This is a genomic window from Sphingomonas sp. RS6 (genome assembly GCF_054489705.1).
In genome coordinates, this window is sequence record NZ_JBTMWM010000003.1 from 174,661 (window position 1) to 201,359 (window position 26,699).

General features: G+C 65.2%; 27 protein-coding genes and 1 pseudogene. 15 read left to right on the forward strand and 13 right to left on the reverse strand.

Features of this window, described 5'->3' with window-relative positions; all coding sequences use genetic code 11:
- Positions 1 to 270 precede the first annotated feature (270 nt).
- Entirely contained in the window at positions 271 to 1,641 is a 1,371-nt protein-coding gene (locus ACX40Y_RS08030) for a class II 3-deoxy-7-phosphoheptulonate synthase (protein WP_459119240.1), read from the forward strand.
- A gap of 16 nt (positions 1,642 to 1,657) precedes the next feature.
- Here ACX40Y_RS08030 and ACX40Y_RS08035 read toward each other — a convergent pair whose 3' ends face one another.
- Both ACX40Y_RS08035 and ACX40Y_RS08040 read right to left on the reverse strand, forming a co-directional pair.
- Positions 1,658 to 2,158 (reverse strand): PilZ domain-containing protein, encoded by a 501-nt coding sequence (locus ACX40Y_RS08035; RefSeq protein ID WP_459119033.1) that lies wholly within the window; start codon positions 2,156 to 2,158, stop codon positions 1,658 to 1,660.
- A gap of 275 nt (positions 2,159 to 2,433) precedes the next feature.
- Positions 2,434 to 2,865 carry a DUF488 domain-containing protein gene (locus ACX40Y_RS08040; protein ID WP_459119034.1) on the reverse strand — a complete coding sequence of 144 codons (432 nt, stop codon included), beginning with the start codon at positions 2,863 to 2,865 and terminating at the stop codon, positions 2,434 to 2,436.
- A 181-nt stretch (positions 2,866 to 3,046) separates the two neighbouring features.
- On the opposite strand from ACX40Y_RS08040, the gene ACX40Y_RS08045 reads away from it, so the two are divergent.
- From ACX40Y_RS08045 to trmFO, 3 genes are read left to right on the forward strand one after another with little or no spacing between them, the layout of a single operon-like run.
- Entirely contained in the window at positions 3,047 to 3,535 is a 489-nt protein-coding gene (locus ACX40Y_RS08045) for a GbsR/MarR family transcriptional regulator (RefSeq protein ID WP_459119241.1), read from the forward strand.
- Between the two features lie 28 nt (positions 3,536 to 3,563).
- The gene (locus ACX40Y_RS08050; RefSeq protein ID WP_459119035.1) at positions 3,564 to 4,565 is read left to right on the forward strand and encodes an SRPBCC family protein; all 1,002 of its coding nucleotides are present in this window, start codon (positions 3,564 to 3,566) and stop codon (positions 4,563 to 4,565) included.
- A 53-nt stretch (positions 4,566 to 4,618) separates the two neighbouring features.
- Positions 4,619 to 5,935, forward strand: a complete 1,317-nt coding sequence (trmFO, locus tag ACX40Y_RS08055) for a methylenetetrahydrofolate--tRNA-(uracil(54)-C(5))-methyltransferase (FADH(2)-oxidizing) TrmFO (RefSeq protein ID WP_459119036.1) — start codon at positions 4,619 to 4,621, stop codon at positions 5,933 to 5,935.
- A 9-nt stretch (positions 5,936 to 5,944) separates the two neighbouring features.
- Here the strand turns inward: trmFO and ACX40Y_RS08060 are convergent, their stop codons facing one another.
- Together ACX40Y_RS08060 and ACX40Y_RS08065 are read right to left on the reverse strand one after the other, a co-directional pair.
- On the reverse strand, positions 5,945 to 6,418 hold the full coding sequence (locus ACX40Y_RS08060; RefSeq protein WP_459119037.1) for an EF-hand domain-containing protein: 474 nt from the start codon (positions 6,416 to 6,418) through the stop codon (positions 5,945 to 5,947).
- 89 nt (positions 6,419 to 6,507) lie between these two features.
- Entirely contained in the window at positions 6,508 to 7,182 is a 675-nt protein-coding gene (locus ACX40Y_RS08065; protein ID WP_459119038.1) for a squalene/phytoene synthase family protein, read from the reverse strand.
- 114 nt (positions 7,183 to 7,296) lie between these two features.
- Here ACX40Y_RS08065 and ACX40Y_RS08070 point away from each other — a divergent pair, with 114 nt between their 5' ends.
- From ACX40Y_RS08070 to ACX40Y_RS08080, 3 genes are read left to right on the forward strand one after another with little or no spacing between them, the layout of a single operon-like run.
- Positions 7,297 to 9,120: a TadE/TadG family type IV pilus assembly protein gene (locus tag ACX40Y_RS08070; RefSeq protein ID WP_459119039.1), complete on the forward strand. Its 1,824-nt coding sequence runs from the start codon at positions 7,297 to 7,299 to the stop codon at positions 9,118 to 9,120.
- The gene (locus ACX40Y_RS08075; RefSeq protein ID WP_459119040.1) at positions 9,120 to 9,758 is read left to right on the forward strand and encodes a TadE/TadG family type IV pilus assembly protein; all 639 of its coding nucleotides are present in this window, start codon (positions 9,120 to 9,122) and stop codon (positions 9,756 to 9,758) included. The genes ACX40Y_RS08070 and ACX40Y_RS08075 overlap by 1 nt, the downstream gene beginning before the upstream one ends.
- Complete coding sequence (locus tag ACX40Y_RS08080; RefSeq protein ID WP_459119041.1) at positions 9,755 to 10,399, forward strand: TadE/TadG family type IV pilus assembly protein; 645 nt, start codon at positions 9,755 to 9,757, stop codon at positions 10,397 to 10,399. The genes ACX40Y_RS08075 and ACX40Y_RS08080 overlap by 4 nt, the downstream gene beginning before the upstream one ends.
- Positions 10,400 to 10,460: 61 nt before the next feature.
- Here the strand turns inward: ACX40Y_RS08080 and ACX40Y_RS08085 are convergent, their stop codons facing one another.
- The 4 genes from ACX40Y_RS08085 to eno form a co-directional block, all read right to left on the reverse strand.
- On the reverse strand, positions 10,461 to 11,849 hold the full coding sequence (locus tag ACX40Y_RS08085; protein ID WP_459119042.1) for a pyruvate dehydrogenase complex E1 component subunit beta: 1,389 nt from the start codon (positions 11,847 to 11,849) through the stop codon (positions 10,461 to 10,463).
- A gap of 1 nt (position 11,850) precedes the next feature.
- Positions 11,851 to 12,900, reverse strand: coding sequence for a pyruvate dehydrogenase (acetyl-transferring) E1 component subunit alpha (gene pdhA / locus ACX40Y_RS08090; RefSeq protein WP_459119043.1), 1,050 nt, complete (start codon positions 12,898 to 12,900; stop codon positions 11,851 to 11,853).
- A 163-nt stretch (positions 12,901 to 13,063) separates the two neighbouring features.
- Entirely contained in the window at positions 13,064 to 13,390 is a 327-nt protein-coding gene (locus ACX40Y_RS08095) for an FtsB family cell division protein (RefSeq protein ID WP_459119044.1), read from the reverse strand.
- A gap of 46 nt (positions 13,391 to 13,436) precedes the next feature.
- Positions 13,437 to 14,720: a phosphopyruvate hydratase gene (eno, locus tag ACX40Y_RS08100; RefSeq protein ID WP_459119045.1), complete on the reverse strand. Its 1,284-nt coding sequence runs from the start codon at positions 14,718 to 14,720 to the stop codon at positions 13,437 to 13,439.
- A 114-nt stretch (positions 14,721 to 14,834) separates the two neighbouring features.
- On the opposite strand from eno, the gene ACX40Y_RS08105 reads away from it, so the two are divergent.
- The 5 genes from ACX40Y_RS08105 (at position 14,835) to ACX40Y_RS08125 (ending at position 16,679) form a co-directional block, all read left to right on the forward strand.
- A complete protein-coding gene (locus ACX40Y_RS08105; protein WP_459119046.1) occupies positions 14,835 to 15,356 on the forward strand; it encodes a hypothetical protein in 522 nt (173 codons plus the stop codon).
- An 18-nt stretch (positions 15,357 to 15,374) separates the two neighbouring features.
- Complete coding sequence (locus ACX40Y_RS08110) at positions 15,375 to 15,716, forward strand: phage holin family protein (protein ID WP_459119047.1); 342 nt, start codon at positions 15,375 to 15,377, stop codon at positions 15,714 to 15,716.
- Positions 15,713 to 16,051 carry a DUF3618 domain-containing protein gene (locus ACX40Y_RS08115; protein WP_459119048.1) on the forward strand — a complete coding sequence of 113 codons (339 nt, stop codon included), beginning with the start codon at positions 15,713 to 15,715 and terminating at the stop codon, positions 16,049 to 16,051. Before ACX40Y_RS08110 ends, ACX40Y_RS08115 begins: the two co-directional genes overlap by 4 nt.
- 5 nt (positions 16,052 to 16,056) lie before the next feature.
- A complete protein-coding gene (locus tag ACX40Y_RS08120) occupies positions 16,057 to 16,377 on the forward strand; it encodes a hypothetical protein (protein ID WP_459119049.1) in 321 nt (106 codons plus the stop codon).
- A gap of 74 nt (positions 16,378 to 16,451) precedes the next feature.
- Positions 16,452 to 16,679 carry a DUF4170 domain-containing protein gene (locus ACX40Y_RS08125; RefSeq protein ID WP_459119050.1) on the forward strand — a complete coding sequence of 76 codons (228 nt, stop codon included), beginning with the start codon at positions 16,452 to 16,454 and terminating at the stop codon, positions 16,677 to 16,679.
- Between the two features lie 46 nt (positions 16,680 to 16,725).
- Here ACX40Y_RS08125 and ACX40Y_RS08130 read toward each other — a convergent pair whose 3' ends face one another.
- The 5 genes from ACX40Y_RS08130 to carA all read right to left on the reverse strand — a co-directional run bounded on the left by ACX40Y_RS08130 (position 16,726) and on the right by carA (position 23,381).
- Positions 16,726 to 17,355, reverse strand: a complete 630-nt coding sequence (locus ACX40Y_RS08130; RefSeq protein ID WP_459119051.1) for a rhomboid family intramembrane serine protease — start codon at positions 17,353 to 17,355, stop codon at positions 16,726 to 16,728.
- Positions 17,356 to 17,363: 8 nt separating this feature from the next.
- Positions 17,364 to 17,840 (reverse strand): transcription elongation factor GreA, encoded by a 477-nt coding sequence (gene greA, locus ACX40Y_RS08135; RefSeq protein ID WP_459119052.1) that lies wholly within the window; start codon positions 17,838 to 17,840, stop codon positions 17,364 to 17,366.
- A gap of 213 nt (positions 17,841 to 18,053) precedes the next feature.
- Positions 18,054 to 21,383, reverse strand: a complete 3,330-nt coding sequence (carB, locus tag ACX40Y_RS08140) for a carbamoyl-phosphate synthase large subunit (RefSeq protein ID WP_459119053.1) — start codon at positions 21,381 to 21,383, stop codon at positions 18,054 to 18,056.
- A gap of 1 nt (position 21,384) precedes the next feature.
- Complete coding sequence (locus tag ACX40Y_RS08145; protein WP_459119054.1) at positions 21,385 to 22,218, reverse strand: ribonuclease E inhibitor RraB; 834 nt, start codon at positions 22,216 to 22,218, stop codon at positions 21,385 to 21,387.
- Complete coding sequence (gene carA, locus ACX40Y_RS08150; RefSeq protein ID WP_459119055.1) at positions 22,215 to 23,381, reverse strand: glutamine-hydrolyzing carbamoyl-phosphate synthase small subunit; 1,167 nt, start codon at positions 23,379 to 23,381, stop codon at positions 22,215 to 22,217. The genes ACX40Y_RS08145 and carA overlap by 4 nt, the downstream gene beginning before the upstream one ends.
- A 141-nt stretch (positions 23,382 to 23,522) precedes the next feature.
- Here carA and ACX40Y_RS08155 point away from each other — a divergent pair, with 141 nt between their 5' ends.
- The 3 genes and pseudogenes from ACX40Y_RS08155 to dnaG all read left to right on the forward strand — a co-directional run bounded on the left by ACX40Y_RS08155 (position 23,523) and on the right by dnaG (position 26,695).
- Positions 23,523 to 23,975 (forward strand): GatB/YqeY domain-containing protein, encoded by a 453-nt coding sequence (locus tag ACX40Y_RS08155; RefSeq protein ID WP_459119056.1) that lies wholly within the window; start codon positions 23,523 to 23,525, stop codon positions 23,973 to 23,975.
- A gap of 580 nt (positions 23,976 to 24,555) precedes the next feature.
- Positions 24,556 to 24,675: pseudogene (locus ACX40Y_RS08160) on the forward strand (PEPxxWA-CTERM sorting domain-containing protein); the annotation flags it as partial.
- Between the two features lie 124 nt (positions 24,676 to 24,799).
- Entirely contained in the window at positions 24,800 to 26,695 is a 1,896-nt protein-coding gene (gene dnaG, locus ACX40Y_RS08165; protein ID WP_459119057.1) for a DNA primase, read from the forward strand.
- Positions 26,696 to 26,699 lie beyond the last annotated feature (4 nt).

The following is a 26,699-nucleotide window of genomic DNA, read 5'->3' on the forward strand; positions in this document are numbered from 1 at the left end:
GTGGGTAAATTACACTTGCACAACATTACCCCATCCGGGTAAGGCGTCGCCATGACGACGTTAGCCGGTTCCAAAATCCGCCAATATCGCGAGGAGCGCACGCTTACCCGAGCCGCATTCGGTGCCTGGTTCGATACGCCGGGCTCAACCGTGCAGGGCTGGGAGACGGACGGCAAGCGCGCCAATACCAAGGTGATGAACCAGATAGCGGCGATGGGAATCGCCGAGCATGCGGACTGGCACGTCGCCGTCCGCGACGTGGAGAGTGCAATGGCAAGCTGGACCCCCGATAGCTGGACGCGCGCCGAAGCGCGCCAGATGCCGCAATATCCGGACAAGGGCGCGCTCGACGCCGCCACCCGGCAGCTGAGCAGCTATCCCCCGCTGGTCTTTGCCGGCGAGGCACGCGAGCTGACCGCCGAGCTGGGCAAGGTCGCGCGCGGCGAGGCCTTCCTCCTCCAGGGCGGCGACTGCGCCGAGAGCTTCGCCGAGTTCCACCCGAACAACATCCGCGACACCTTCCGCGTCATCCTGCAGATGGCGGTGGTGCTCACCTTCGCTTCCAAGCTGCCGACGGTGAAGCTCGGCCGCATGGCCGGCCAGTTCGCCAAGCCGCGCTCGGCCGATACCGAGGTGATCGACGGCGTCGAGCTGCCCAGCTACCGCGGCGACAATGTCAACGACATCGCCTTCACGCCCGAGGCGCGAATCCCCGATCCGCAGCGGATGGTGCAGGGCTACAGCCAGTCGGCGGCGACGCTCAACCTGCTGCGCGCCTTTGCGGGTGGCGGCTATGCGAACCTGCATCAGGTCCACAAATGGACGCTCGACTTCATGGGCAAGAGCCCCTGGTCGGCCAGGTTCGCCGATGTGGCCGATCGCATCGGCGAGGCGCTCGACTTCATGGAGGCGTGCGGGATCAACCCGGACACCGTGTCGCAGCTCAAGGGCACCGATTTCTACACCAGCCACGAGGCGCTGCTGCTCCCCTATGAGCAGGCCCTCACCCGGCAGGACAGCCTGACCGGCGACTGGTACGACACCTCGGCCCATTTCCTGTGGATCGGCGATCGCACCCGCTTCGAGGGTTCGGCGCATGTCGAGTTCCTGCGCGGCATCGGCAACCCGATCGGCATGAAGTGCGGGCCGAGCCTCGAACCCGACGCGCTATTGCGGCTGCTCGACACGCTCAATCCGGGGCGCGTCACGGGGCGGATGACGCTGATCACCCGCTATGGTCATGAAAAGATCGAGGCCGGGCTGCCCAAGCTGGTCCGCGCGGTGAAGCGCGAGGGCCATCCGGTGGTATGGAGCTGCGATCCGATGCACGGCAACGTCGTCAAGGCGGCGAACGGCTACAAAACTCGGCCGTTCGATCGGATTCTGGCGGAAGTCCGCGGCTTCTTCGCCGTCCATCGGGCGGAGGGCACCTATGCCGGCGGCATCCATGCCGAGATGACCGGGCAGAATGTCACCGAATGCACCGGCGGCGCGATCGCCATCACCGAGCAGGGCCTGGCTGATCGCTACCACACGCATTGCGACCCGCGCCTCAATGCGGGTCAGAGCCTGGAACTGGCTTTCCTGCTCGCCGAAATGCTCAACGAAGAAATGGCCGAGCGGCGCAAGGCCGCAGCCTGAACCCGGCGGGCGCTGTTCAGCCGAGCAGCGCCTGCACGGCGGCGATCACCGCCCATCCGATTGCGAAGACCAGCACCCAGGCGACAACCGCGCTGCCGAAGATGATCGCCACACGGGTGCGGACCGGCAGCTTCTGCTCTTCATTGATCGCGGTCGTTGCCGGCGGCGATGGTGAAGGCAGCGGCGTCTTCGGAAAGGCGATGGGCTGGGCGAGCGGCGCGGCAAAGGCCGTGCGCAACTCCGCGTCGGTCAACGGCGTCGCAAATTCGCAACCATAGCTTCCGTTCGCGCCCCAGACGACCTTGGCCGGGCGGGTGCCGACGCCGGCGATGCCCAGTGCGATCATTTCCCCGACCACCAGCCGGGTGCCCGCACTGATGCGAAAGCCGCCATTGGAGAGATCGTCGATCGACACGTCGACAGGCGCCCAGTCCGAGTCGCGAAGCGTCGCTTCGAGCTCGACCTGGTGACGCTCCGCCCAGCGGCCGTCCTGATACAGGCGCGCAGCAATGGCCATGTCGTACTCCAACAACCTTCGTCCCTCGCCCTGTGCGGCAGATCGGGTTGCGGTTGAGTAAACAAGCCGGCGAAAATCGTGATGCCCGTCCCCGGGGCCGCGCAAAGGCTGTTGCGGCGGCGCGATACATCTCTGCTTTCGGCTGCAACGAAGCGAAACGCACCTGCAATATTGGCGGTGCAGTACCAGCCTTGCCGGCGCGTATCGTTCCCCCGCGTGCCGGCTCTCCCCGAACTACGGGGCAGTCGTTCGCGGCTGCCCCGGCCTTTTTCGGGTCAGGCGAACAGGTTGACGACGTCTACTCCCTCGCCTTCCGCTTCCAGCAGCAACGTCCGATGGCAATGGCACGGGTCGCGTTCGTAACAGAGCAGCGCACTCGGCTTTTCAGCGGCCAGTGTCCGCATTTGCGCTGCCTGTGCCTGCACCTCGGGCAAGCCAAGCTGCACGTCATAAACGGCGCGTAGCGTCGCCACATCCCCCTTCTTCGCCGCATCGCGCCCGCGCTTGGGCGTGCCGAGCTGTTTGAGGTGGACGTAGTCGATCCCCGCCTCGTGCAGGCTAGCAGCAAGGCTGGATTTGGAGAAGCCGGGCCGGCGCGACAGCGGCAGCGCGCGCACGTCGATCACCCGTTCGACGCCTGCGGCGGTGAGCGCGGCGAGAAACTCGGCCATCGTCGTCGCCTCATAGCCAATCGTGAAAATCTTCATCGCAGCGCCTTCGCCTTCAGAATGCACGAAAGCCGCGCTTTGTCCCAATCGATAGGCTGGCCCGTACAGCACCATTGACCTTACTAGAAAATCCCGGTATTTCTGCAATTACAGAAATTGAGGAAGCGAAGTGATCAGCAACCATCCCGATGCCAAGGCCTTCATCCTCCATTGGGGGGAAATGGGCACCCATTGGGGGGTCAACCGATCGGTCGCGCAGATCCACGCCCTGCTCTATCTTTCCGATGCGCCACTGCCAGCGGAAGACATTGCGGAAGCGCTCGGCTTGGCCCGCTCAAACATCTCCACCGCGCTCAAGGAACTGATGGCCTATGCCATCGTCCGCCGAGTGCATATCGAAGGCGATCGCCGCGATCACTTCGTCGCCGAAACCGACTTGTGGGAACTGCTGCTGCGGATCGCGGCGGAGCGCAAGCGTCGCGAGATCGATCCGACGCTGGCGCTGCTTGCCGAGCTGTCCGAGCGGCTCGCAACCGACAAGGACGCGCCCGAGCAGCTCCGCGAACGGATCACGCGGATGCACCAGTTCATCGCTACGCTGGGGGACTGGTACGACCAGATGCGCCAGCTGCCCAAGCCCACCCTGGTCACGCTGATGAAGCTGGGCCGCAGAGTTGCGACGTTCCTGCCGGGCAAGCGCGACGGATAGCTTGCCGCCGCGCCGAAAGGAGTTTTCCATGACCGAACTGTCTTCACGTCGCCGCAAGGCGGCGGTCAGAGTGGCGTGCGCGCTCGCGGCGGGGCTGGCCTTCTGCCTCGCCGTCTATCTGCTGCTGACCGCCGCCAACCCCAGCGGACTGATCAGCTTCTCCTTCCTGATGATCCTACCGGCCGCCGTCACCGCGTTCATCCTCGGCATAGCCGATCCGTTCCGCGAGCGCTCGCGCGCCTTTTACGTGCAGAAGGTCCCGGCGGCGCTGCTCGCGGCCGTTATGTCCACTTCGATCCTGTTCCTGTACGAGGGGATTCTCTGCATCATCATGCTTGCGCCGATCTGGTTCGGGCTCAGTACGCTCGGCGGCTACTTTGCCTGGCGCTGGTTCGGTCCGCGCGACGAGGGCGCCGGCCAGACGCTCCGCTCCGGTGCGCTCCTCCTCCTGCCGGTGCTGGCGATGCAGGCCGAACCCTATGTACCGCTGCCCGTTACCGAAGCCGTCGTGCGTCGGTCGATCGTGGTCGCCGCAGAGCCCGCAGCGATCTGGCCGCTCGCCCAAGGCGTGGGGACGATCGCACCGAGCGAAGGGACGTGGAACCTCTCGCAGGACGTGATCCGCCTGCCCCGCCCGGTCAGTGCCACGCTGGTCGGCACCGGACCCGGCGCGATCCGCCATGTCCGCTGGCAGCAGGGCCTGTCGTTCAAGGAAGTGATCACGGATTGGCAGCCGGCCAAGCGCCTGTGGTGGCGCTTCCGCTTCGACAAGGACGAGATGGACGGCTGGAAGATGCAGGACCGTCACCTGATGCCCGACAGCGCCTATTACCGGATCACCGATGGCGGCTACACGCTGCAACCGCTGGGCGACGGCCGCACGCGGCTGATGCTCACCACGCGCTATCGGGTGCGTACGCCGGTCAACTTGTATGCCCGACTGTGGGGCGAACTGATCCTCGGCGACGTCTCGAACAACGTCCTCGCGGTGATCGCGCAGCGGGCCGAAGCTGCGGGGGTTGCGCGATGAGCCGGGGGGACTATGTCCGCCTGCTTCCCCGTTCCAACAGCTAGAGTACGCCCATGCCCGGCCACGACATCCATATCATCGGCGGCGGTCTCGCCGGATCGGAAGCCGCATGGCAGCTGGCGCAGGCCGGGTTCAAGGTCCGACTTTCGGAGATGCGCGGCTCCGGGGACATGACTCCGGCGCACCAGAGCGACCGGCTGGCGGAGCTGGTCTGCTCGAACAGTTTTCGATCGGATGATGCCGAGAGCAACGCCGTTGGCCTGCTACATCAGGAGATGCGCGCGCTCGGATCGCTGATCCTGGCCCAGGGTGACATTCACAAAGTGCCCGCGGGATCGGCACTCGCGGTGGACCGCGACGGCTTTGCCGACGGCGTGACGGCGGCGCTGAGCGAGCACCCCAACATAACCATTGTCCGCGAGCGGATCGATACGCTGCCGACCGACGGCCTGACGATCGTCGCCACCGGCCCGCTCACCGCGCCGATGCTGGCGGAAAGCATCGGCCGGGCGACGGGCAAGGACAGCCTCGCCTTTTTCGACGCGATCGCGCCGATCGTTCACCGCGACTCGATCGACATGGAAACCGCCTGGTTCCAAAGCCGGTGGAACAAGGGATCGGGCAAGGACTACATCAACTGCCCGATGTCGAAGGAACAGTATCTAGAGTTTTACGCCGCGCTGATGGCCGGCGAGAAGACCGAGTTCCGCGAATGGGAGAACGTCCCCTATTTCGAAGGCTGCATGCCGATCGAGGTGATGGCGGAGCGCGGCGTGGATACGCTGCGCTACGGCCCGATGAAAGGCGTCGGGCTCGATGATCCGCGCACCGGGCGCTGGCCCTATGCGGTGGTGCAGCTGCGCCAGGACAATGCCAGCGGCACGCTGTGGAACATGGTCGGTTTCCAGACCAAGCTCAAATATGCCGAGCAGGTCCGGCTGTTCCGCACCATTCCGGGGCTGGAGAATGCCGAGTTCGCCCGGCTCGGCGGGCTGCATCGAAACACGTTCATCAAGTCACCAGAGCTTCTCGACCGCACGCTGCGCCTCAAGCAATCGCCGCATATCCGCTTTGCCGGGCAGATCACCGGCTGCGAAGGCTATGTCGAAAGCGCAGCCATCGGCATGCTGGCAGGGCGTTTTGCCGCCGCCGAGCTTGGCGGAGCCGCCCTCCCCCCGCCGCCGCGCGAGACAGCGCTGGGGGCGCTGCTGGCGCACATCACCGGCGAGGCGGAGGCCGAAACCTATCAGCCGATGAACGTCAATTTTGGCCTGTTCCCGCCGATCGAGTGCAGGACGAAGAAGGCCGACCGCAAGCGAATGTACACCGATCGTGCGCGTGGCGCGCTGGAGGCGTGGTTGGCGGCCTGATCGTTCGCCTCAAGGCGTCTCGTCCTCGGCTTCGTCCCTGGCGGTCGTTGCATTCGGCTTCGGAGCGGGCGCACAGGCGCATCGCGGCGGCGTTCGGCGTTTCGGCGCCGTGACCAGGAACTCGGCTCGCGTCAGCGTGCCCGACTTATCGGCATCGGCGCTGGCGAACTTGTCGATCGTTCGCGCCGCCCATTCCTCGAAATCCAGCCGCCCGTCATTATTGGTGTCGAGCCTGGCGAACGCCTTGCGACGCGATGCGAGATATTCCTCGCGGCCGATCGCATCGTCACGATTCTTGTCGTAGCGATCGAACCGCTTCTGCTCGCGGGTCCGCGCCGTCGCGGCGGGCGCCTCGTCGGGAAACGCGGTCGCTGCTCCTGCGCTATCCTCGACAGCCGGTGCGGCGGCGACGGGCGCGATCGCCGGCGATGCCGAACCGCGAACCAGCAGGAAACCGCCGATCCCGAGCAACAGGGCAGCCATTGCCCCGACACCATAGCGCCACATCGGCTCCCCCCTCCGCGCCGTTCCAAGCACGCTTAGGCTACGCCGATCGCATCGCGATGCAAGTCTCAGCCACCGGTGAGCCGGTGCCATAGCAGCCGCGCCACCCGCCCGGGGGCGCCCACCGGCACGGGCGCGCCGCGGGGACGTGCCAGATCGCGACGCGCGAGATGGGCCATCGCCCCCAGCGCCCGGCCGTTTCGGCTCCACCGCGCGCGCAGCGCGGTGCCGAGCCGTGCTTGCGCCAGATCGCGCGCAATCGCCGATTCGCCGTTGTCCTCCAGATGCCGAGCAAGATCGGCGAGCGCCCATCCCGTCCCCGCTTCGGCCAGGGGATCCCCCTTCCCGCTCCGCATCGCCGCCCCTGCCGCGACGAAAAGGGTGCCCCGCCCCTCGCCGAATTGAACCAGTGCGGCCTCGTCGAGCGCCTCTTCCTCGACCAGAACCTCCCAACCATGGACGATCGGCACCAGCGATGCGCCGCTGACGCCACGCGGCAGCACCTCGGCGGACAGCGCCTGCAACACCGGCTCGGCGGGCGGCGGCGCCGTATCGAGCTTCGCAAGCGCTTCGCGCCACCATGCCAGCCGCAACTGGCCGACCGCTGGCTGGCTGGTGGTCCGAAGCAAGCGCGCCAGCGCGTCGTCCAGCGAGAGGAGCGCCGCCAATGCCGCGCGCGAGGTAGCGGGCGCATAGGCGAGGATCAGCGCCCGCTCGACGTCCTCCGGCGCATCCGCGGTCATGCTCGGCCCTCGCCGGTCACGGCACTTGCAGCCGTTAACCACAGCCCTTCAGCGCTGATTAGCGACACGCCGTGCATAGCTTCCAGTCGACTGGGGACCGGGATGCTGCCGATGATGTCGTTCCGACGGAAACGGGGACGGGTGCGTGGCCTGCTCGGCAGGCTGCGATCGGACGTGCGCGCGAACACGCTCGCGCTCATGACGATGGCGCTGATTCCGCTGGCCGGAATGGTGGGTGGCGGTGTGGACATCAGCCGCATGTATATCGTCAAGACGCGGCTGCAACATGCTTGCGATGCCGGTGCGCTGGCCGGCCGCAAGGCGATGGGCGGGGGCACATGGGGCCAGACGCTGAACGGCACCGCCTATTATCCCCGGGTGAGTGCGGAGCGCTTCTTCGACGCAAACTATAACACGGCCGCCTATGGCGCCACCAACGTCTCGCGCAGCTTTACCGAAAATGCGGGCAAGGTCACCGGCACTGCCTCGGCACGCGTGCCGATGACGATCATGCGCATCTTCGGGCGCACCACGCAGACGCTGACGGTCAGTTGCGAGGCGGACATGCGCCTGCCCAATACCGACGTGATGTTCGTGCTCGACACCACCGGATCGATGGGTGACGTGCCGCAGGGCGACAACCAGACCAAGCTCGCCAGCCTCAAGGTCGCCGTGAAGTGCTTTTACGAGATCGTCGCGCGGCTCGACACCGATGCGAATTGCACCACCGGCACACCGGGCGGCGGCACGGGAAACCAGGTGCAGATCCGGTTCGGCTTCGTGCCCTATGCAACGAACGTGAATGTCGGAAAGCTGCTGCCCGCGGATTATTTCGCCAACACATGGTATTATCAGACGCGCGAGCAGAACGGCACAGCCTGGGGTGCGTGGTATGATTCATATTATACGAGCAAGTCGAAGGGCATTTGCGTTGCACCAGCCAACACGAGCACCACGCAGTATAGCTCGAGCGCGACGGGATGGAGCGGCAGCTATGCTTGCCTGGTCCGCCAGAGAAACCTGGTACCGAATTGGCGATACGATCGGTTGCCGGTTAATGTCGGGCTATTGAAGTCCGGCTCGTCGTGGAATGCAAGCTATAGCTTCACGCTGCCGATCAATGACAATGGCGGCAACCGGACGATCACTTGGGACGGTTGCATCGAGGAACGCACCACGGTCAGCCAGTCGAGCTATGATCCGATTCCGGCGGACGCGAAGGATCTGGATATCGATCTCGTACCCAGCGCAGGCGATGCCGACAGCCTCTGGGCCCCCGCGCTTAGCGGCGTGATCTTCACGCGCGAGGACGGCAACGGGAACTGGACCCGCGATCCCGTCGAGACCACCACCAATTTCGGAAACGAAAGCAATTACTATTGCCCAACCCAGGCGAAAAAACTCCAGACATGGCCCAGCGCCAGCGATTTCGACAGCTATGTCAACAGCCTGACCGCCAGCGGCAACACCTATCATGACATCGGCCTGCTCTGGGGCGGCCGGCTGGCATCGCCCACCGGCATTTTCCAGAGCGAGAACCAATATACCGCACAGGGCGGCGAGATCGAACGCCACCTGATCTTCATGACCGACGGCGATCCCTGTACGCATCCCAACAATTACAATGCCTATGGCGTCGGCTGGTATGATCGCCGGACGACGGGCAGCGCGACGCTGAGCCTGTCGCAAAATTGCACGCAGGGCGCTCCGATCACCGATCAGGTCAACGCCCGTACCCAGGCGATCTGCACCGCAATCAAGAACAAGAACATCACGCTGTGGGTCATCACCTTCGGTCAGCTCGATTCGCGGACGGTTACGCGGATGCGAAGCTGCGCCAGCACGGGACGCTATTTCAGCGCGAACAATGCAGCGGAGATCCAGCAGACCTTCAAGACGATCGCCGACCAGATTTCGGCACTGAGGCTCGTCAACTGATGCGCTGGCCCGGCTCGCCCCTTGCCCGCGCGCTGATCGCCGACTCCCGCGGCATCACCCTCGTGGAATTCGGGATCGTCGCCCCGGTGCTCGGGTTGCTGCTGCTCGGCGCATTCGATGTCGCCCACACGCTCTACATGCGGACGACCCTGGAGGGCATCGTCCAGAAGACGGCGCGGGATGCGACCCTCGAACAGGGCACCGAAGAAGAGCAGCAACAGGCGCTCGACGGGCGGGTGCGCGCGCAGGTTCTGGCGATCGCGAACAACGCCACGATCACGATCACCCGCCGCTTCTATCGGAACTTCACCGAAGCCGCGCAGGCGCGGCCCGAACCCTGGACCGATACGAACGGCAACGGCACGTGCGACGGCCCCAGCGGCAGCACGCCCGGCGAGCCCTATGAGGATGATAACGGCAACGGCCGGTGGGACAGCGACGGCGGCAATGATGGGCAGGGCGGTGCCAAGGACGCGGTGCTCTACACCGTGACAGTCAGCTACCCCCGTTTTTTCCCGATCTACAATCTGATCGCGGGATCCGAACTGACCAGGGTCCAGGCCGATACCGTGCTCAAAAACCAGCCTTATGGCGATCAGGGAAGCTATGCGCCCGCCGTCGTCAGGAACTGCACATGACCATCATCGCACGCCTCCGGCATCTGGTACCGGACACCGACGGCACGGCGCTGCTCGAATTCGCGTTCGCGTTGCCGATCTTCCTCACCATGAGCCTGGCGGGTGCTGAACTGACCAACTACATCACCACGAAGATGCGGATCGGCCAGATCGCGCTTCATCTGGCGGATAATGCCGCGCGGATCGGCTCCGGCACGCAACTCCAGGCGAAGACGATCAGCGAAGCCGATATCAACGACCTGTTCACCGGCGCGCAGCTTCAGTCGGGCGAGTTGGACCTCAAGGCGCATGGCCGCGTCATTCTGAGCGATATCGAGCCGATGAGCGTCGGCGCCACCACTTACAAGATCGGGTGGCAGCGCTGCTATGGCGACAAGACGAGCTATGTGCCGGTCTATCCGGGCATCAACCAGCCGATCACCAACATGACCGGCATGGGGCCGGCGGGACGCCAGACGATCGCGCCCGATGCCGGTGCGGCGATGTTCGTCGAAGTCCATTACGAATATACGCCGCTGGTGAAGACCGCGTTTTCGCCATCGCGCCAGATGGTCGAGATCGCGTCGATGATGGTCCGCGATCGGCGCGACCTCACCCAGATCTACAACAACGAAAACGTCACCGGATCGCTCTGCGATTGACGCCGGCACGCACGATGCCGGCTGGCAAGGCAATCGGGGGGCACGACGCCCCCCGATCCGTTCAGCCGCGATAGGTGACCTTCTTCACGGCGGCCACCACCTTGTCGGCGCTCACCAGAGCGAGCTTTTCGAGGTTCGCGGCATAGGGCAGCGGCACGTCCTCGTTGGTGACGCGCAGCACCGGCGCGTCGAGGTCGTCAAAGCCCTCTTCCATCACGAACGCGGCGACTTCCGACGCGATCGAGCAGACAGGCCAGCCTTCCTCGACCACGACGATACGGTTGGTCTTCTTCAGGCTCTCCAGCACCGTCTGCTTGTCGAGCGGGCGCAGCGTGCGCAGGTCGATCACCTCCGCATCGATGCCCTCGGCCACGAGCTTATCGGCGGCTTCGAGCGAGACGCCCACGCCGATCGAGTAGCTCACCAAAGTCACGTCCTTGCCCTCGCGCATGATGCGGGCCTTGCCGATCGGCAGGACATAGTCGTCGAGCTTCGGCACGTCGAAGCTGCGGCCGTACATCAGTTCGTTCTCGAGGAACACGACGGGGTCTTCCGAACGGATCGCCGCCTTGAGCAGGCCCTTGGCGTCGGCCGAATCATAGGGCGCGATCACGATCAGGCCGGGGACGCTGGCGTACCACGGGCCATAATTCTGGCTGTGCTGCGCGCCGACGCGGCTGGCCGCGCCGTTCGGACCGCGGAACACGATCGGGCAACGCATCTGGCCGCCGGACATGTAGTTGGTCTTCGCGGCCGAGTTGATGATGTGGTCGATCGCCTGCATGGCGAAGTTGAACGTCATGAACTCGATGATCGGCTTGAGGCCGCCCATCGCCGCACCGGTGCCGACGCCGGCGAAGCCGTATTCGGTGATCGGCGTATCGATGACGCGCTTGGGGCCGAATTCGTCGAGCAGGCCCTGGGTCACCTTGTAGGCGCCCTGATATTCGGCGACTTCCTCGCCCATCACGAAGATGCGCGGGTCGGTGCGCATTTCCTCGGCCATCGCGTCGCGGAGCGCCTCGCGGACGGTGGTCTTCACCATCTCGGTGCCGGCGGGCACGTCCGGATCGGCCGCGCGGGTCTTCTCGACCGCGGCGGTCAGCTGCGCGGTGCCCGTCTGCGGCGCCTTGTCGGCGGGCGGCGGGGTTGGTTCGGTCTGCTGGCTGGCAGGCTCCGGCGCGGCGGCTGCGGTGGAGGCATCCTCGCCCTCGCCCGCGATCATCGCGATTACGGTGCCGACCTTCACATTGTCCGTGCCCTCGGAGACCAGGATCTTGGCGATCGTGCCTTCGTCGACCGCTTCGAATTCCATCGTCGCCTTGTCGGTCTCGATCTCGGCGAGGATATCGCCGGACTTCACGACATCACCTTCCTTGACGAGCCACTTGGCGAGCGTGCCCTCTTCCATGGTCGGCGAGAGTGCCGGCATCTTGAGTTCGATCGCCATCTCAATAGGTCTCCACCAGCACGTCGGTATAGAGTTCGGCCGGATCGGGCTCCGGCGTCTGTTCGGCGAAGTCCGCCGCCTCGTTCACGATCTTGCGGATTTCCGCATCGATCGGCTTCAGTTCGTCGTCCTTGACGCCCATGCCTTCCAGCTCGCGCTTCACCGCCTCGATCGGGTCAGATTTGTCGCGGACCGACTGAACTTCCTCGCGGCTGCGATATTTGGCCGGATCGGACATCGAGTGGCCGCGATAGCGATAGGTCTTCATCTCAAGGATGACCGGGCCCTTGCCGGCGCGCACCCAGGCGAGCGCTTCTTCGGCGGCGCCGCGACAGGCGAGCACGTCCATGCCGTCCACCTGGATGCCGGGGATACGGAAGCTCTCGCCGCGCTTGTACAGCTGGTCTTCGGCCGAGGAGCGGTTGACGCTGGTGCCCATGGCATATTGGTTGTTCTCGATCACATAGATGATCGGGAGCTTCCACAGCTCGGCCATGTTGAACGATTCATACACCTGGCCCTGGTTCGCGGCGCCGTCGCCGAAATAGGCCATGGCGACGCCGCCATCCTCGTTATACTTGTGCGCGAAGGCGAGGCCGGTGCCGAGCGAGACCTGCGCGCCGACGATGCCGTGGCCGCCATAGAATTTTTTCTCGGTCGAGAACATGTGCATCGAGCCGCCCTTGCCGCGCGAGATACCCGCGCCGCGGCCGGTCAGCTCGGCCATGATCACCTTGGGGTCGATCCCATAGGCGAGCATGTGGCCGTGATCGCGATAGCCGGTAATCACCGAGTCCTTCTCGCCATCAAGGCCCGACTGCAGGCCGACCGCGACGGCCTCCTGGCCAATATAAAGGTGGCAGAAGCCGCCGATGAAGCCGAGGCCGTAGAGCTGGCCCGCCTTCTCTTCGAAGCGGCGGATCAACAGCATCTGGCGGTAGAATTCGAGCAGCTGTTCCTTGGAAGCTTTGAACCGTTCCGGTTCGTTCGGTCGCTCGCGATTCGGAATGGCGGGCGGGGTCGGTGCTTGGCGTGCCGGTGCTTTGGCCACGATCAGAAATTCCTCATCCGGGGAGGGGGAAGGCGGGAGCCTATATGCGCGTTTTTGCCCGCGGCGCAACCAACGCGCGGACGTCAAACGCGTTCAGGCTCCACTAGGACAACCGAAAATGCCGGGCAACCGCATCCAGCGGATACCTGCCCGGCACGTCCGATCAATTCTTGTCGAGCGGAATGACAACTTCGTCCGGGCGGACGACGTTGAGCTGCTTGCGGGCAAGTTCCTCGACCATGTCGGGATCCGCGCCGCGCCTCGGATCGAGCAGATCGACCCGATTCTTCAGTTCGGCACGGCGCTTGTCGAGCACGGCATAGTCATGCTGCTTCTGGTCGAGCTCGCTTCGGATTTCCTTCGCGACGACGACGCCGTTCGGGCCGAGCACCGCATTGTACGCGAAGAAGCCGACCGCGATCAGGACCGCGGCCGGAAGCCCGGCGCGACGTAGCAACGACGTCATGGAAGAAGCGCGCTTCATGGTCATTGCTTGTCGCCTAACCGCCCTGCCCGATCAAGTGCCGTAGCGTTACTTACTTTGCCTTGCGCAGCACCGAACGGCCGGCATAGACCGCCGCGTCGCCAAGCTCTTCCTCGATACGGATCAGCTGGTTGTACTTGGCGAGCCGGTCCGAGCGCGCGAGGCTGCCGGTCTTGATCTGGCCGCAGTTGGTGGCGACAGCGAGATCCGCGATCGTCGCGTCCTCGGTCTCGCCCGAACGGTGCGACATGACGGCCGTGTAGGACGAACGCTGGGCGAGGCTGACGGCCTCGAGCGTCTCGGTCAGCGTGCCGATCTGGTTGACCTTGACGAGCAGCGAGTTGGCATAGCCGCCCTCGATGCCGCGCTGCAGACGCTGCGGGTTGGTGACAAACAGGTCGTCGCCGACCAGCTGCACCTTGTGCCCAAGCAGCTCGGTCAGCGCCTTCCAGCCTTCCCAGTCGTCCTCGGCCATGCCGTCCTCGATCGAGAAGATCGGATAGTCGGCGGCGAGCTTCGCCAGGAACTCGGCATTCTCGGTGGAGCTGAGCGTCTTGCCCTCGCCCACCATCTTGTAGGCGCCGTCCTTGAAATATTCGGTGGCGGCGCAGTCGAGCGCGAGCATCACGTCGTCGCCGGGCTTGTAGCCGGCGGCTTCGATGCTGGTCATGATGAAGTCGAGGGCTTCGGTGGTGGAGGCGATGTTCGGCGCGAAGCCGCCCTCGTCGCCCACGCCGGTCGCCAGGCCCTTTTCGTGCAGCTTCTTCTTCAGCGTGTGGAAGATCTCCGAACCGCAGCGCACCGCCTCGACGATGTTCTCGGCGCCGACCGGCACGATCATGAATTCCTGGAAGTCGATCGGGTTGTCGGCATGCTCGCCGCCGTTGATGATGTTCATCATCGGCACCGGCAGGACGTGCGCGTTGACGCCGCCGACATAGCGATAGAGCGGCAGCCCGCGCGCATCGGCCGCGGCCTTGGCGGCGGCGAGGCTGACGCCGAGGATGGCGTTGGCACCCAGGCGGCCCTTATTGGCGGTGCCGTCGAGCTCGATCATGGTGCGGTCGACATCGGCCTGATCTTCGGCGTCGAGGCCGAGAACCGCCTCGGCAATCTCACCGTTCACCGCATCGACGGCGCCTTCGACGCCCTTGCCGAGCCAGCGGGACTTGTCGCCGTCGCGCTTTTCCACCGCCTCATGGGCGCCGGTGGAGGCGCCCGAAGGCACGGCAGCGCGGCCGAAGCTGCCATCGTCCAGCAGGACATCCACTTCCACCGTGGGGTTGCCACGGCTGTCGAGAATCTGGCGGGCGTGGACGTCGATGATTGCGGTCACGTCATGGTCTCCGTAACATATCTGGAATGAGGCGCGCGGTGCCTCTAGCGGTTCGCAAGGGAACTCGCAAACGGGGCCGTTGTTGTTTCGACAAGGCATAGAGGGTTTTTGATCATGGCAGACGAAACGACGGGTAACAGCGCAGAGGCGCTGATCCAGAATGACGCTGGTGCAGCGACGGGGTCGACCGGCAGCGAGCAACAGGCCGATACCGAATCGACGACGAAGCGAGCCGCCGACACGATCCGCGAGGAAGCGGGGAAAATCGGGGCCGACGCCAAGGAGCGTGCCCGCGCCTTCGCCAGTGAGGGGAAGGAGCGCGCCACCGGTGCGCTCGATGAAGTCGCCAATCTGATGCGGAGCGCCGCTGGCGACGTCGATGCCAAGCTAGGCGAGGATTATGGCCGTTACGCCCGCTCGGCCGCCGACGGTGTCGCGAACATTGCCGAGTCGCTTCGTGGCAAGGAAATCGACGATCTGATCGCCGATGCCAGCGAATTCGTGAAGAAGAGCCCGGCGATCGCGGTCGGCACGGCCGCGGCGCTCGGCTTCGTCATGGCGCGGCTGATCAAGTCGGGCATCGAAGCGGCGGGTCAGCAGACCGGACCGGCCGATTCCGCGCCGACCGACGTCTGACCCGGATCCGCAGCGGGCATGACCGATTCGAATACTGAACAGCCCGGCCTGGGCGAGTTGCTGGCGACGCTCGGCGCGGATGCGCGCGGCTATGCCCAGGCCGAACTGGACTATTACCGCGCGCTGGCGGCGAAGCGGTTTCAGATGGCGCGTGGGGCGTTGCTGGCCGGCGCCCTTGCCATCGCGCTCGCGATCGCCGCGGCGATCGGGCTGGTAACGGGCATGATCCTGACGCTGGCGACGCTCGTCGGTCCGGGCTGGTCGACATTGATCGTCGTTTCGGCTGCGCTGCTGGTTGCTGCACTGCTCGGGCGGGTCGCTGCGCGCGGCCTCCGCGAGGCACTGGGGAAAAGCGAATGACGCTTCCACGTGATCCCGACGCCGCCCGTGCCCGCGCCCGCGCCGCGCGTGACAAGCTGTTCGCGACGCTTGGTACCGTGCAGGAGCGGTTGCGCCCCGCCAATCTCGCGCAGGATGCCGTCGATACGGCGCGCCAGAGCGTCACCAGCGCTGCGCGCGAGAGCGCGAGGGCGGTGCGCAAACGTCCGTGGATGGTCGCGGCACTGGCCGGGGGCGCGGGGCTGGTGCTCGCCCGCGGCTGGATCGGTGGGCTGATCCGCCACCGTCACGAAGACGAAACCGCCAGCCCGCCCGCGGGTTCTGATGGCCAAGACAATGACTTAAGCAAAGGATGACTGCGATGAGCGACATCAACAACGCTTCCGAGCGCAGCGAAAGCGCCGGCATCACCGACAATCCGGCGCTGCTGCTCGCCGGCGGAGTCGCCGTGGGCGTGCTGATCGGCATGCTTCTGCCGCGATTCGAGCGCGAGCGCGCAGCACTCGAGCCGATCGGCCGCCGTCTGGCGGAGGGCGCCACCGCCGCCGCCCAGGCCGCCCGGGAATCGGGCCGCCAGCAGCTCGATTCGCTGATTCCCGATGCCGACGCCACCAAAGAGCGCGTCTCGGCGCTGTTCGGCAACGTCATCGAAGCCGCAAAGGACGCGGGCGCCAGGCGCTGATCGCCTATAAAGGGTTGAGCGATGCCGCAGACCCGCTAAGGGCTGCGGCATCCCCTACCCTTTCAGGAGGCCTGATGAGCAAGCTCCACCTGGTCTTCGGTGGCCGCGTAGCCGATCCGATGACGCTCGATTTCGTTGATCCGTCCAAACTGGACGTGGTCGGCATCTTTCCCGACTATGCCAGCGCCGAAAAGGCGTGGCGCGCGGCTGCCCAGCGCACCGTGGACGACGCCGAAATGCGCTATGTGGTGGTGCATCTCCACCGCATGCTCGAACCCGATCTGGAAAAGCCCGCCGCCTGAGCCGATCAGCCGCGCGACGCCATCCACTTGCGGTGGCGTCGCGCGGTCAGGCGCCGCGCCAGCGCCAGAGCAGCAGCGGCCTAGCGAGCGCCAGTCCGGCGAGAAAGCCGCCGATATGCGCCGCCGCAGCGATGGCGACCCCGCCGCGCAGGAAGGCGAACCACATCAGCAGGTTGACTGCAGTCCAGGCGAGCGCGAGCCATATCACGTGCACCGCCTGTGCTGGGATCGGCCCGATCGGCTTGGCGCGCTGGCGGCCGAACAACAGCGAATAGGCGCCGACCACGGCCGACGTGGCACCGCTCGCGCCGATCATCGGCGCTTCGGAGAGCGGGTCGACCGCCCATTGCGCGGCCGCCGCGGCGTAGGCGCCGATTAGATACAGCATCACCAGTCCGCGCGCACCGATTACCCGCTCGGTCGATTGACCGGTAAAGCCGAGCATCAGCATGTTCATGCCGAGGTGAAAGATGCCGGCATGGATCAGCGCCGCGCTGAGCGGGGTCAGCCAGGTCGGCACCGCCCAGGCCCCCGGCAGCGTCAGCCCCAGCGAAACCCGCGCAGGGATGAAGCCGCCGAGATACTGAAATGCCAGCGGATCGGAGGACAGGGTAATCAGCAGGCTGACCAGCGCCGTGACGACGATGATCGCGCCCGTCGCGGTTATGCGCGGCATTGAACGGCTCAGATGAATTCGATCCGCGAGACCAGATAGTAACGCTCGCCCGCCGGCACCGAGACCTCGACCTCGTCATCGACGCGGCGGCCGATCAGCGCGCGGCCGATCGGCGAGTTGTACGAGATGCGGCCCTTGCTGGCGTCCGCCTCGGTCTGGCCGACGATCTGATAGCGGATCGGCTTATCGTCCTCGTCGAGCAGCGTCACGGTTGCGCCGAACACCACCTTGTCGCCCGAAAGCTCTTTGGGATCGATCACCTGAGCGCGGCTCAGCTTGTCCTCGATGTCGGCGATCGACGCCTCGATCTGGCCCTGCCGCTCCTTCGCCGCATGATATTCGGCGTTTTCGGAAAGGTCGCCATGCGCGCGCGCTTCCTCAATCGCGTCGACGACGAGCGGGCGCTCGGCTTTCAGGCGTTTCAGCTCATCGGTGAGCTTCTGATAGCCTTCCGCCAGCATCGGCATCTTTTCGACCGTAGCCATACGCCCAAGTTCCTCGTGAAAAACGCCCCCAAGTTCGCCCGTCCCGCATCAGGGGACGTTCGCACCACCACATCGCTGGGGAAAGTCGATTGTGCGAACGCGAAATGTAAGGCCGGCGGCGATAAACATCAAGTCGCCACCGCAGCCGGCCTTCGTTACCGCGCGTCTTTACCCGGCCCGGCGTGCCGAGGCGGGCCGAACACCGCGCCGAAATCACGCCTTGTCGGCGTAAAATGCCTGAAGCGGCATGACGTCGATTGCCTGCGCCTTCAGCGAGGCGATGGCGCGCGCCGCCGCCACGCTCGCGGGCGCGGTGGTGAAATAGGGCACCTTCTGCGCCAGCGCCGAAGCGCGGATGCTCATCGAGTCCTTCAGCGACTGCCAGCCTTCGGTGGTGTTGAAGATCAGTGCCACTTCGCCGTCCTGGATACGATCGACGATGTGCGGCCGGCCCTGCGCCACCTTGTTCACGCGCTCCACTGCGATACCCTCGGCCGCGAGGAAGTCGGCGGTCCCGCCGGTGGCGATGATCTTGAAGCCGAGATCCGCGAGGATCTTCACCCCCGGCAGCACCACCGCCTTGTCGCCCTGCTTGACGCTGACGAACACCGTGCCGCCATCGGGCAGCACCGTGCCCGCGCCGAGCTGCGACTTGGCGAAGGCGGTCGCGAAATCCTTGTCGATGCCCATCACCTCGCCGGTCGACTTCATCTCGGGCGAGAGCACCGGATCGACGCCGGGGAAGCGCGCCCAGGGGAACACCGCTTCCTTCACCGCGATATAATCGATGTCGCGGTCGATCTTGGGCAGGGTCGCCAGCTTCTCGCCCGCCATCACCCGGCTGGCGATCTTCGCGATCGGCGCACCGATCGCCTTGGCGACGAAGGGCACGGTGCGGCTGGCGCGCGGGTTGACCTCGATCAGGTAGACCTCGCCGTCCTTGACCGCGAACTGGATGTTCATCAGCCCCTTGACCTTGAGCGCACGCGCCAGCGCCACGGTCTGCCGCTCGATCTCGGCGATGATTGCGGCCGGCAGGCTGTAGGGCGGGATCGAGCAGGCGCTGTCGCCCGAATGGACGCCGGCTTCCTCGATATGCTGGAGCACGCCGGCCACCACCACATCGGTGCCGTCGGCGATCGCGTCCACGTCCACCTCGATCGCGTCGCGCAGATACTGGTCGATCAGCACCGGCGAGTCGCCCGAGACCTGCACCGCGGTCTGGATATAGTCGTCGAGCTGCTGGAGGCTGTCGACGATCTCCATCGCCCGGCCGCCCAGCACATAGCTCGGCCGCATCAGCACCGGATAGCCGATCCGCTCGGCCACGCGCACCGCCTCGTCGCGGCTGCGCGCGATGCCGTTGGCAGGCTGCTTGAGGCCCAGCTTCGCGACGAGGTCGGCGAAGCGCTCGCGGTCCTCGGCCAGGTCGATCGCGTCGGGGCTGGTGCCGAGGATCGGGATGCCCGCATCCTCCAGCGCCTTGGCCAGGTTGAGCGGGGTCTGGCCGCCGAACTGGACGATCACGCCGACCAGCTCGCCCTTCGACTTCTCGACCTCGAGGATCTCGAGCACGTCCTCGGCGGTCAGCGGCTCGAAATAGAGCCGGTCCGACGTGTCATAGTCGGTGCTCACCGTCTCCGGATTGCAGTTGACCATGATCGTCTCATAGCCCGCGTCCGCCAGCGCGAAGCAGGCGTGGCAGCAGCAATAGTCGAACTCGATGCCCTGGCCGATCCGGTTCGGGCCGCCGCCGAGGATCACCACCTTGCGGGCGGAGCTCGGCTCGGCCTCGTTCTCGGGCTCGCCGAAGCTGGGCGCCTCATAGGTCGAGTACATGTACGGCGTCTTCGCCTCGAACTCGGCCGCGCAGGTGTCGATCCGCTTGAACACCGGGCGCACGCCCAGCCGGTGGCGCAGCTTGCGCACCTCGGCCTCGGTCACCCCGCCGGAGATGGCGTTGGCCACCTCGCCGATCAGGCCCGAGCTGCGCGCCATGACTTCGCTGCCCGCGCGGAGATTGACCGACTTGAGCGCGAGATAGGCGAGGCGCTTGTCGCTGAAGCCCATCGCCTTCAGGCGGCGCATGCCGGCTGCGTCCTGCGGCAGGCCGTTGGTCGCGACGTCCTTCTCGGCCTCGAGGATCTCGGCGATCCGCTCGAGGAACCAGGGATCGTAGCTGGTGAAGCGCTGGACGTCCTTGACGCTGAAACCCTCGCGCATCGCCTGCGCCGCGATCAGCAGCCGATCGGGCGAGCGGACGGTGAGCGCCGCCTCGATCACGTCGCGCGGCGCGCCGACCAGCCGGTCGACATCGTTGAAGCCGCTGAGGCCGGTCTCCAGCCCGCGCAGCGCCTTCTGGATCGATTCATGGATCGAGCGGCCGATCGCCATCACCTCGCCGACCGACTTCATCGCCGTGCCCAGCACCGCCTCGGCGCCCTTGAACTTCTCGAAGGCGAAGCGCGGGATCTTGGTGACGACGTAATCGATCGTCGGCTCGAAGCTCGCCGGGGTGGCGCCGGTGATGTCGTTGTCGATCTCGTCGAGCGTATAGCCCACCGCCAGCTTGGCCGCGACCTTGGCGATCGGGAAGCCGGTCGCCTTGGACGCCAGCGCCGAGGAGCGGCTGACGCGCGGGTTCATCTCGATCACGATCAGGCGGCCGTCCTTCGGATTGACCGCGAACTGGACGTTCGAACCGCCGGTCTCGACGCCGATCTCCCGGAGACACGCGATCGAAGCGTTGCGCATGATCTGGTATTCCTTGTCGGTCAGCGTCAACGCCGGCGCGACGGTGATCGAATCGCCGGTGTGCGTGCCCATCGGATCGATATTCTCGATCGAGCAGACGATGATGGCATTGTCGTTCCGATCCCGGACGACCTCCATCTCATATTCCTTCCAGCCGAGCAGCGACTCTTCGATCAGCACCTCGGCGGTCGGCGACAGGTCGAGCCCCGAGCGCACGATCGCGATGAATTCCTCGCGATTATAGGCGATGCCGCCGCCCGATCCGCCCATGGTGAAGCTGGGGCGGATGATCGCCGGCAGGCCGACATAGTCGAGCGCGGTCAGCGCCTCGGCCTCGGTGTGCGCGATCGCCGAGCGGGCGCTTTCGAGCCCGATCTTGGTCATCGCGTCCTTGAACTTCAGCCGGTCCTCGGCCTTGTCGATCGCATCGGCATCGGCGCCGATCATCGTCACGCCGAACTTCTCCAGCGTGCCGTCGCGGAACAGCGCCAGCGCGGTGTTGAGCGCGGTCTGGCCGCCCATCGTCGGCAGGACCGCGTCGGGCCGCTCCTTCTCGATGATCTTGGCGACGACCGCGGGCGTGATCGGCTCGATATAGGTCGCGTCGGCCAGCTCGGGATCGGTCATGATCGTCGCCGGGTTCGAATTGACCAGGACGATGCGATAGCCCTCTTCCTTCAGGGCCTTGATCGCCTGCGTGCCCGAATAATCGAACTCGCACGCCTGACCGATGACGATCGGCCCCGCGCCGATGACGAGGATGGAGGAGATGTCGGTGCGCTTTGGCATATCAGTTCTTCTTGGCCCCGAAAATTTTGGTCAGGATTGATATTGGTTTGGATGCGACGGCAGGCGTCACTTCGTCGTCGCCGCTTCGAACAACGGAAGTTTCCCAACCGTCATATTCAACGCCGTGCTTCTCAGCGGCATCGACCAACATCGGTGTCAGATTACGAAAGATTTCAAGATCAACAGAAGTCTCGCGTGAAAGCACAACGCCATCAGGTTCGGCGAGCCATCGATCGAACACGAAGCCCGACTGGCCGAGTTCTTCAGCAAGTTCCGCAAGACGCTCAGTGTCACCATAAAACCAAAAGTCAGTACGACGCTGCACCGTTCCGTCATCGCCATTTTTTTCAAGGTGGGAGATGACGCTCATATCGCCATTCAATTTCACATCGATGGCGGTCGGCGTGATCAGGTCGATCAACGACTGCTTTTCATCCAATCCAGCGTTCAGCGCATAACCATCCGGGCAAAAACGCTCTAGCAACGGTGCGAAGTCCAAGGGCTCGCCATGGGTATAGATCATCCGACGCTGGCCATCCCCAGTGATGCTGGCAACATGAAGGGCACCGACGCCGATCGCGCTCAACGCCTGAGCTATCCCCTCCTCAACTGGATAAAGCCTATCGCTATGTAGTGGCATGCGGCCATCGTTGACCAAATCTGAATCAGCAATCGCCCTTACGACTGTCACGAAGTCGTTGCGCACAGCATCGACGACCGAGGCATTCCCAGTGCGGGCTAGGACGACCAGGGGGTAACCGTCTTCAGTCTGTCGATCGAGAAGAATCCAGCTATCGTTATCACCGGCGACCGAAAGATCGGGCGCATCCCTCACTTGGCCATCATCCCCACGAACCGCTCGAACAGATAGAGGCTGTCCTGCGGGCCCGGGCTGGCCTCGGGGTGGTATTGCACGCTGAACGCCGGACGGTCGGTCAGTTCGATGCCGGCGTTGGAGCCGTCGAACAGCGACACATGCGACTCGCGGGCATTGGCCGGCAGGCTCTCGCGCTCGACGGCGAAGCCGTGGTTCATGCTGGTGATCTCGACGGCGCCGTCTTCCAGCCGCTTGACCGGGTGGTTGGCGCCGCGATGGCCCTGGAACATCTTGGTGGTCTGCGCACCCACCGCGAGGCCGAGCAGCTGGTGGCCGAGGCAGATGCCGAACAGCGGCTTGCCGGTCTCGAGCAGCTGGCGGATCACCGGCACGGCATATTCGCCGGTCGCTGCGGGATCGCCCGGGCCGTTGGAGAGGAAGAAGCCGTCGGGGTTGAGCGCCATCACCTGCTCGAAGGTCGCGGTGGCGGGCAGCACGGTCACGTCCGCGCCGGCATGCACCAGGTTGCGGAAGATGTTGCGCTTCGAGCCATAGTCGATCGCGACGACCTGCGGGCGCTTGCTCTCGCCGCGGCTAGTGTCATAGCCCGCGCCGAGCTTCCACACGCCGCCTTCCCAGCCGAAATGCGTTTCGCACGACACGGTGATGGCGAGGTCCATGCCCTCCAGCCCCGGCCAGCCGCGTGCCTTCTCCAGCAGCGCGTCGAGGTCGAACGTGCCGGACTTCGAGTGCGCGATCACGCCGTTCGGCGCGCCGCCCAGCCGGATGCGGCGGGTGAGCGCGCGGGTGTCGATGCCCGACAGGCCGATCCGCTTGTGCTTCGCCATCCAGGCATCGAGATGCTCGGTGCTGCGGAAGTTCGACGGCTCGGTCACGTCCTCGCGGACGATCATGCCCAGCGCGTGCGGGTCATCGGCTTCGATGTCGTCGGGGTTGGCGCCGACATTGCCGATGTGCGGGAAGGTGAAGTTGATGATCTGACCGGCGAAGCTCGGGTCGGTCATGATCTCCTGATAGCCGGTCATCGCGGTGTGGAAGCACACCTCGCCGACGGCATCGCCTTCGGCACCGAATCCTCGACCCCACAATATCTCGCCGCTCGCCAGAACCAGAACGCCCGTGGCTCCAACGGGCATGGACAAGGGTTTGGCGTCGGCCATTTGGGGCGGGCACTCCTGCTTTGGGTTTTGCGATGTTGCTAAGGGCCGCCCGCTAGACCCCCGCGCCGCAAGCGTCAATCTGTTAAGTTTTGGCGGGTTCCGCTATGCCATCCGCTTTCCCGCACAAGATCGAGAGAGACGATGATTCGCGACGATATCAAGGCTGCCCAGATCGCCGCCATGAAGGCCGGGGACAAGCAGTCCCGCGCCGCCATCACCCTGATCCAGAGCGCGATCAAGAACCGCGATATCGAGGCGCGTACCGGCAGCGCCCCCGCCGACGACGATGCACTGGTGATCGAGGTGCTGCAGAAGATGGTCAAGCAGCGCCGCGAGTCGATCGAGATGTACACCAAGGGCGGCCGTCAGGAACTGGCCGACGCCGAAGCCGCCGAGGTCGCGGTGATCGAACGGTTCCTGCCTACGCAGATGAGCGAGGCGGAAACCATGGCGGCGATCGAGGCGATCAAGGTCGAACTTGGCGCATCGGGCATGAAGGACATGGGTCGCGTGATGGCGGAGCTGAAGGCGCGCCATGCGTCGCAGCTCGACATGAGCAAGGCCAGCGGCCTCGTAAAGTCGGCGTTGAGCTGATTCCGCATCATCCGCAGATCAAGGGGGGACGGCGCGGCAGACATTTGCCACACGGTGGCAACGCACAAAAATGTCACAAAGATCCGCGCCGCAGTAAAAAATGCTTAACAAGCGGTTAACTTACGTGGTCAACTCTGTTCGGCGACTCGCGCCATAACAGGGGACAATCACGATGAAGCACATTGGTCTTTTCGCAGCTGCGGCAGGCGCCAGCCTGGCAATCGCATCGCCCGCAGCTGCCGATCCTTTGCAGTTCGTTATCAGCGGTGACTACAGCGCATCGTTCGTGCTTGATTCAAATCCGGTGCCGGATGTTGTGCTCGACGGCATCTACTTCACGCTCTGGGACGTGCCCGGCTTCCCGGACTCGATCTTCGATGTTGCCGATATCACTTTCTTCAACTCGTCGTTCGACGGCGGCATTCAGATCGAGGACTTTTACGGTGGCGCGGTGCTCATCGCGACGGACGGTCCCCAGCTCTATTCTGGTACGGAGGCAGACCCGACCTTCCTCGTCGGCACCTATAACCTCACCCAGTTCAACGGGCCGGGTACCTACACGCTCACCATCTCGGCCATGGGCGGCGCCGTGCCGGAACCGGCGGCATGGGCGATGCTGATCGGTGGCTTCGGCCTTGCCGGTTCGGCACTTCGCCGCCGCGCCTATCAGAAGGCCAAGGTCAGCGTCGCCTACGCCTGACCGGGGCGAAAACACTCGCGGCGGGGCGCTTCCCCGCCGCGAGCAGCGCCCCTACAAGGCGGGCCATGCGCCGACCAGCCCGCCCTGATTCCGTTCCTGCTATCTCCCGTCGCGGCGGTGTCGCTTGACCCTGACGCCCGCCTTTCTCGACGAACTGCGCGCCCGCACCACGCTTTCGTCGCTCATCGCCAAATCGGTGAAGCTCCAGCGCGCGGGCAAGGAATTCCGCGCCTGTTGCCCGTTCCATAACGAGAAGACGCCGAGCTTCTACGTCAACGACGACAAGGGCTTCTATCACTGCTTCGGCTGCGGCGCGCATGGCGATGCGATCCGCTGGATGACCGATCAGCGCGGCCTGCCCTTTATCGACGCGGTCAAGGAACTGGCCCAGGCCGCCGGGCTCGACATGCCCGAACAGGACCGCCGCGCCGCCGAAAAGGCCGAACGCGCGAAAGGTCTGCACGAACTGATGGGCGACGCCGCCCAGTGGTTTGCCGAGCGGCTGAACGGCATCGAGGGCGCGGAGGCGCGCGCCGTGCTTCAGCGGCGCGGCATCAAGCCCGAGACCGCGCGAGCGTTCGGCATCGGCTTCGCCCCCGATTCGCGCGGCAAGCTCAAGGATGCGCTCAAGGGCTATGGCGATGCGATGCTGGTCGAATCCGGCATGCTGATCGCCGTCGAGGGCAAGGAGCCCTATGACCGGTTTCGCGGCCGGCTGATGATCCCGATCCGCGATGTGCGCGGCCGGGTGATCGCCTTTGGTGGTCGCATCATCGGCGAAGGCGAGCCCAAATATCTGAATTCGCCGGAAACACCGCTGTTCGACAAGGGCCGCACGCTCTACAATCTCGATCGCGCCCAGGCGGCGGCGCGCAAGGCGAACCGCATCATCGTGGTCGAGGGCTATATGGACGTGATCGCCCTTGCCCAGGCCGGATTCGAGGAAGCGGTGGCGCCGCTCGGCACCGCCTTGACCGAACATCAGCTCGAGCGACTGTGGCGCATCGCCGAGGTGCCGCTGTTGTGCTTCGATGGCGATGCCGCGGGGCAAAAGGCAGCGCTGCGGGCGGCGCATCGCGCGCTGCCGATGCTCGCGCCCGGGCGCAGCCTCGCCTTCGTCACATTGCCGCAGGGACAGGATCCCGACGACCTGGTCCGTGAAAAAGGCGCCGCCGCGTTCGAGGCGCTGCTCGCGCGCACCCAGCCGCTGGTCGACCGCCTGTGGGAAAGCGAACTCGCGGCCGGTCCGCTCGAGACGCCCGAGCAGCGCGCCGGCCTCAAGCGGCGGCTTGCCGAACTTGCCGAGACGATCAATGATTCGGGTGTAAAGCACGAATATATCAGCGAATTTCGCCAACGATCGGACACGCATCTTGGTCGCGGCCGGCGCGAGTTCAGTTCCGGCCAGCGTTCCGGCGGCAATGCCCCCCGCCCCGCCCGCGGCACGCGAAACGCGCGTGGCGGCTGGCAACCGCCCGAGCCGCCTCCCTCGCCGCTGATCCGTGGCGTTCAGGCCGGCGGCCTCGATCCGATCCTTGCCCGCGCCGTGCTCACCGGCCTGATCCGCCATCCCGGCGAGATCGCCCGTCACATGGAAGTGCTCGGCAGCCTGCCCAGCGCGGCCGGCCAATTGGGGCCGCTGTTCGAGGCGATCGTCGAGATCGCGATGGCAAACCCCGAGCGCCGTCAACTTGATAGCGAGGATTTCCTCACCATATTGGCGTCGTCCGGTTTCGATTCAGCGGCGAACGATTTGCTCAAGGCGAGCACGATCCCCTTCTCCTTCACCCGCCCAGGCGGTGACGAGGCGAAGGCGCGTGACGACTTGAACGAGGCGATTGCCGTGATGGTTGCGCAGCCGGCTGTCGATTCCGCCCTGGCGAGTGCGACGGCCGCGATGCGCGAGCAGTGCGACGATGCCGCCTTTGCGCGGCAGGTGGCGTTGCTCCGGCAGCGTCAGGAGCTTCAGGCGCGCCTCGCGAATCTGATGCTTGCGGACGACGAGATTTTTGACGATTAGAGGC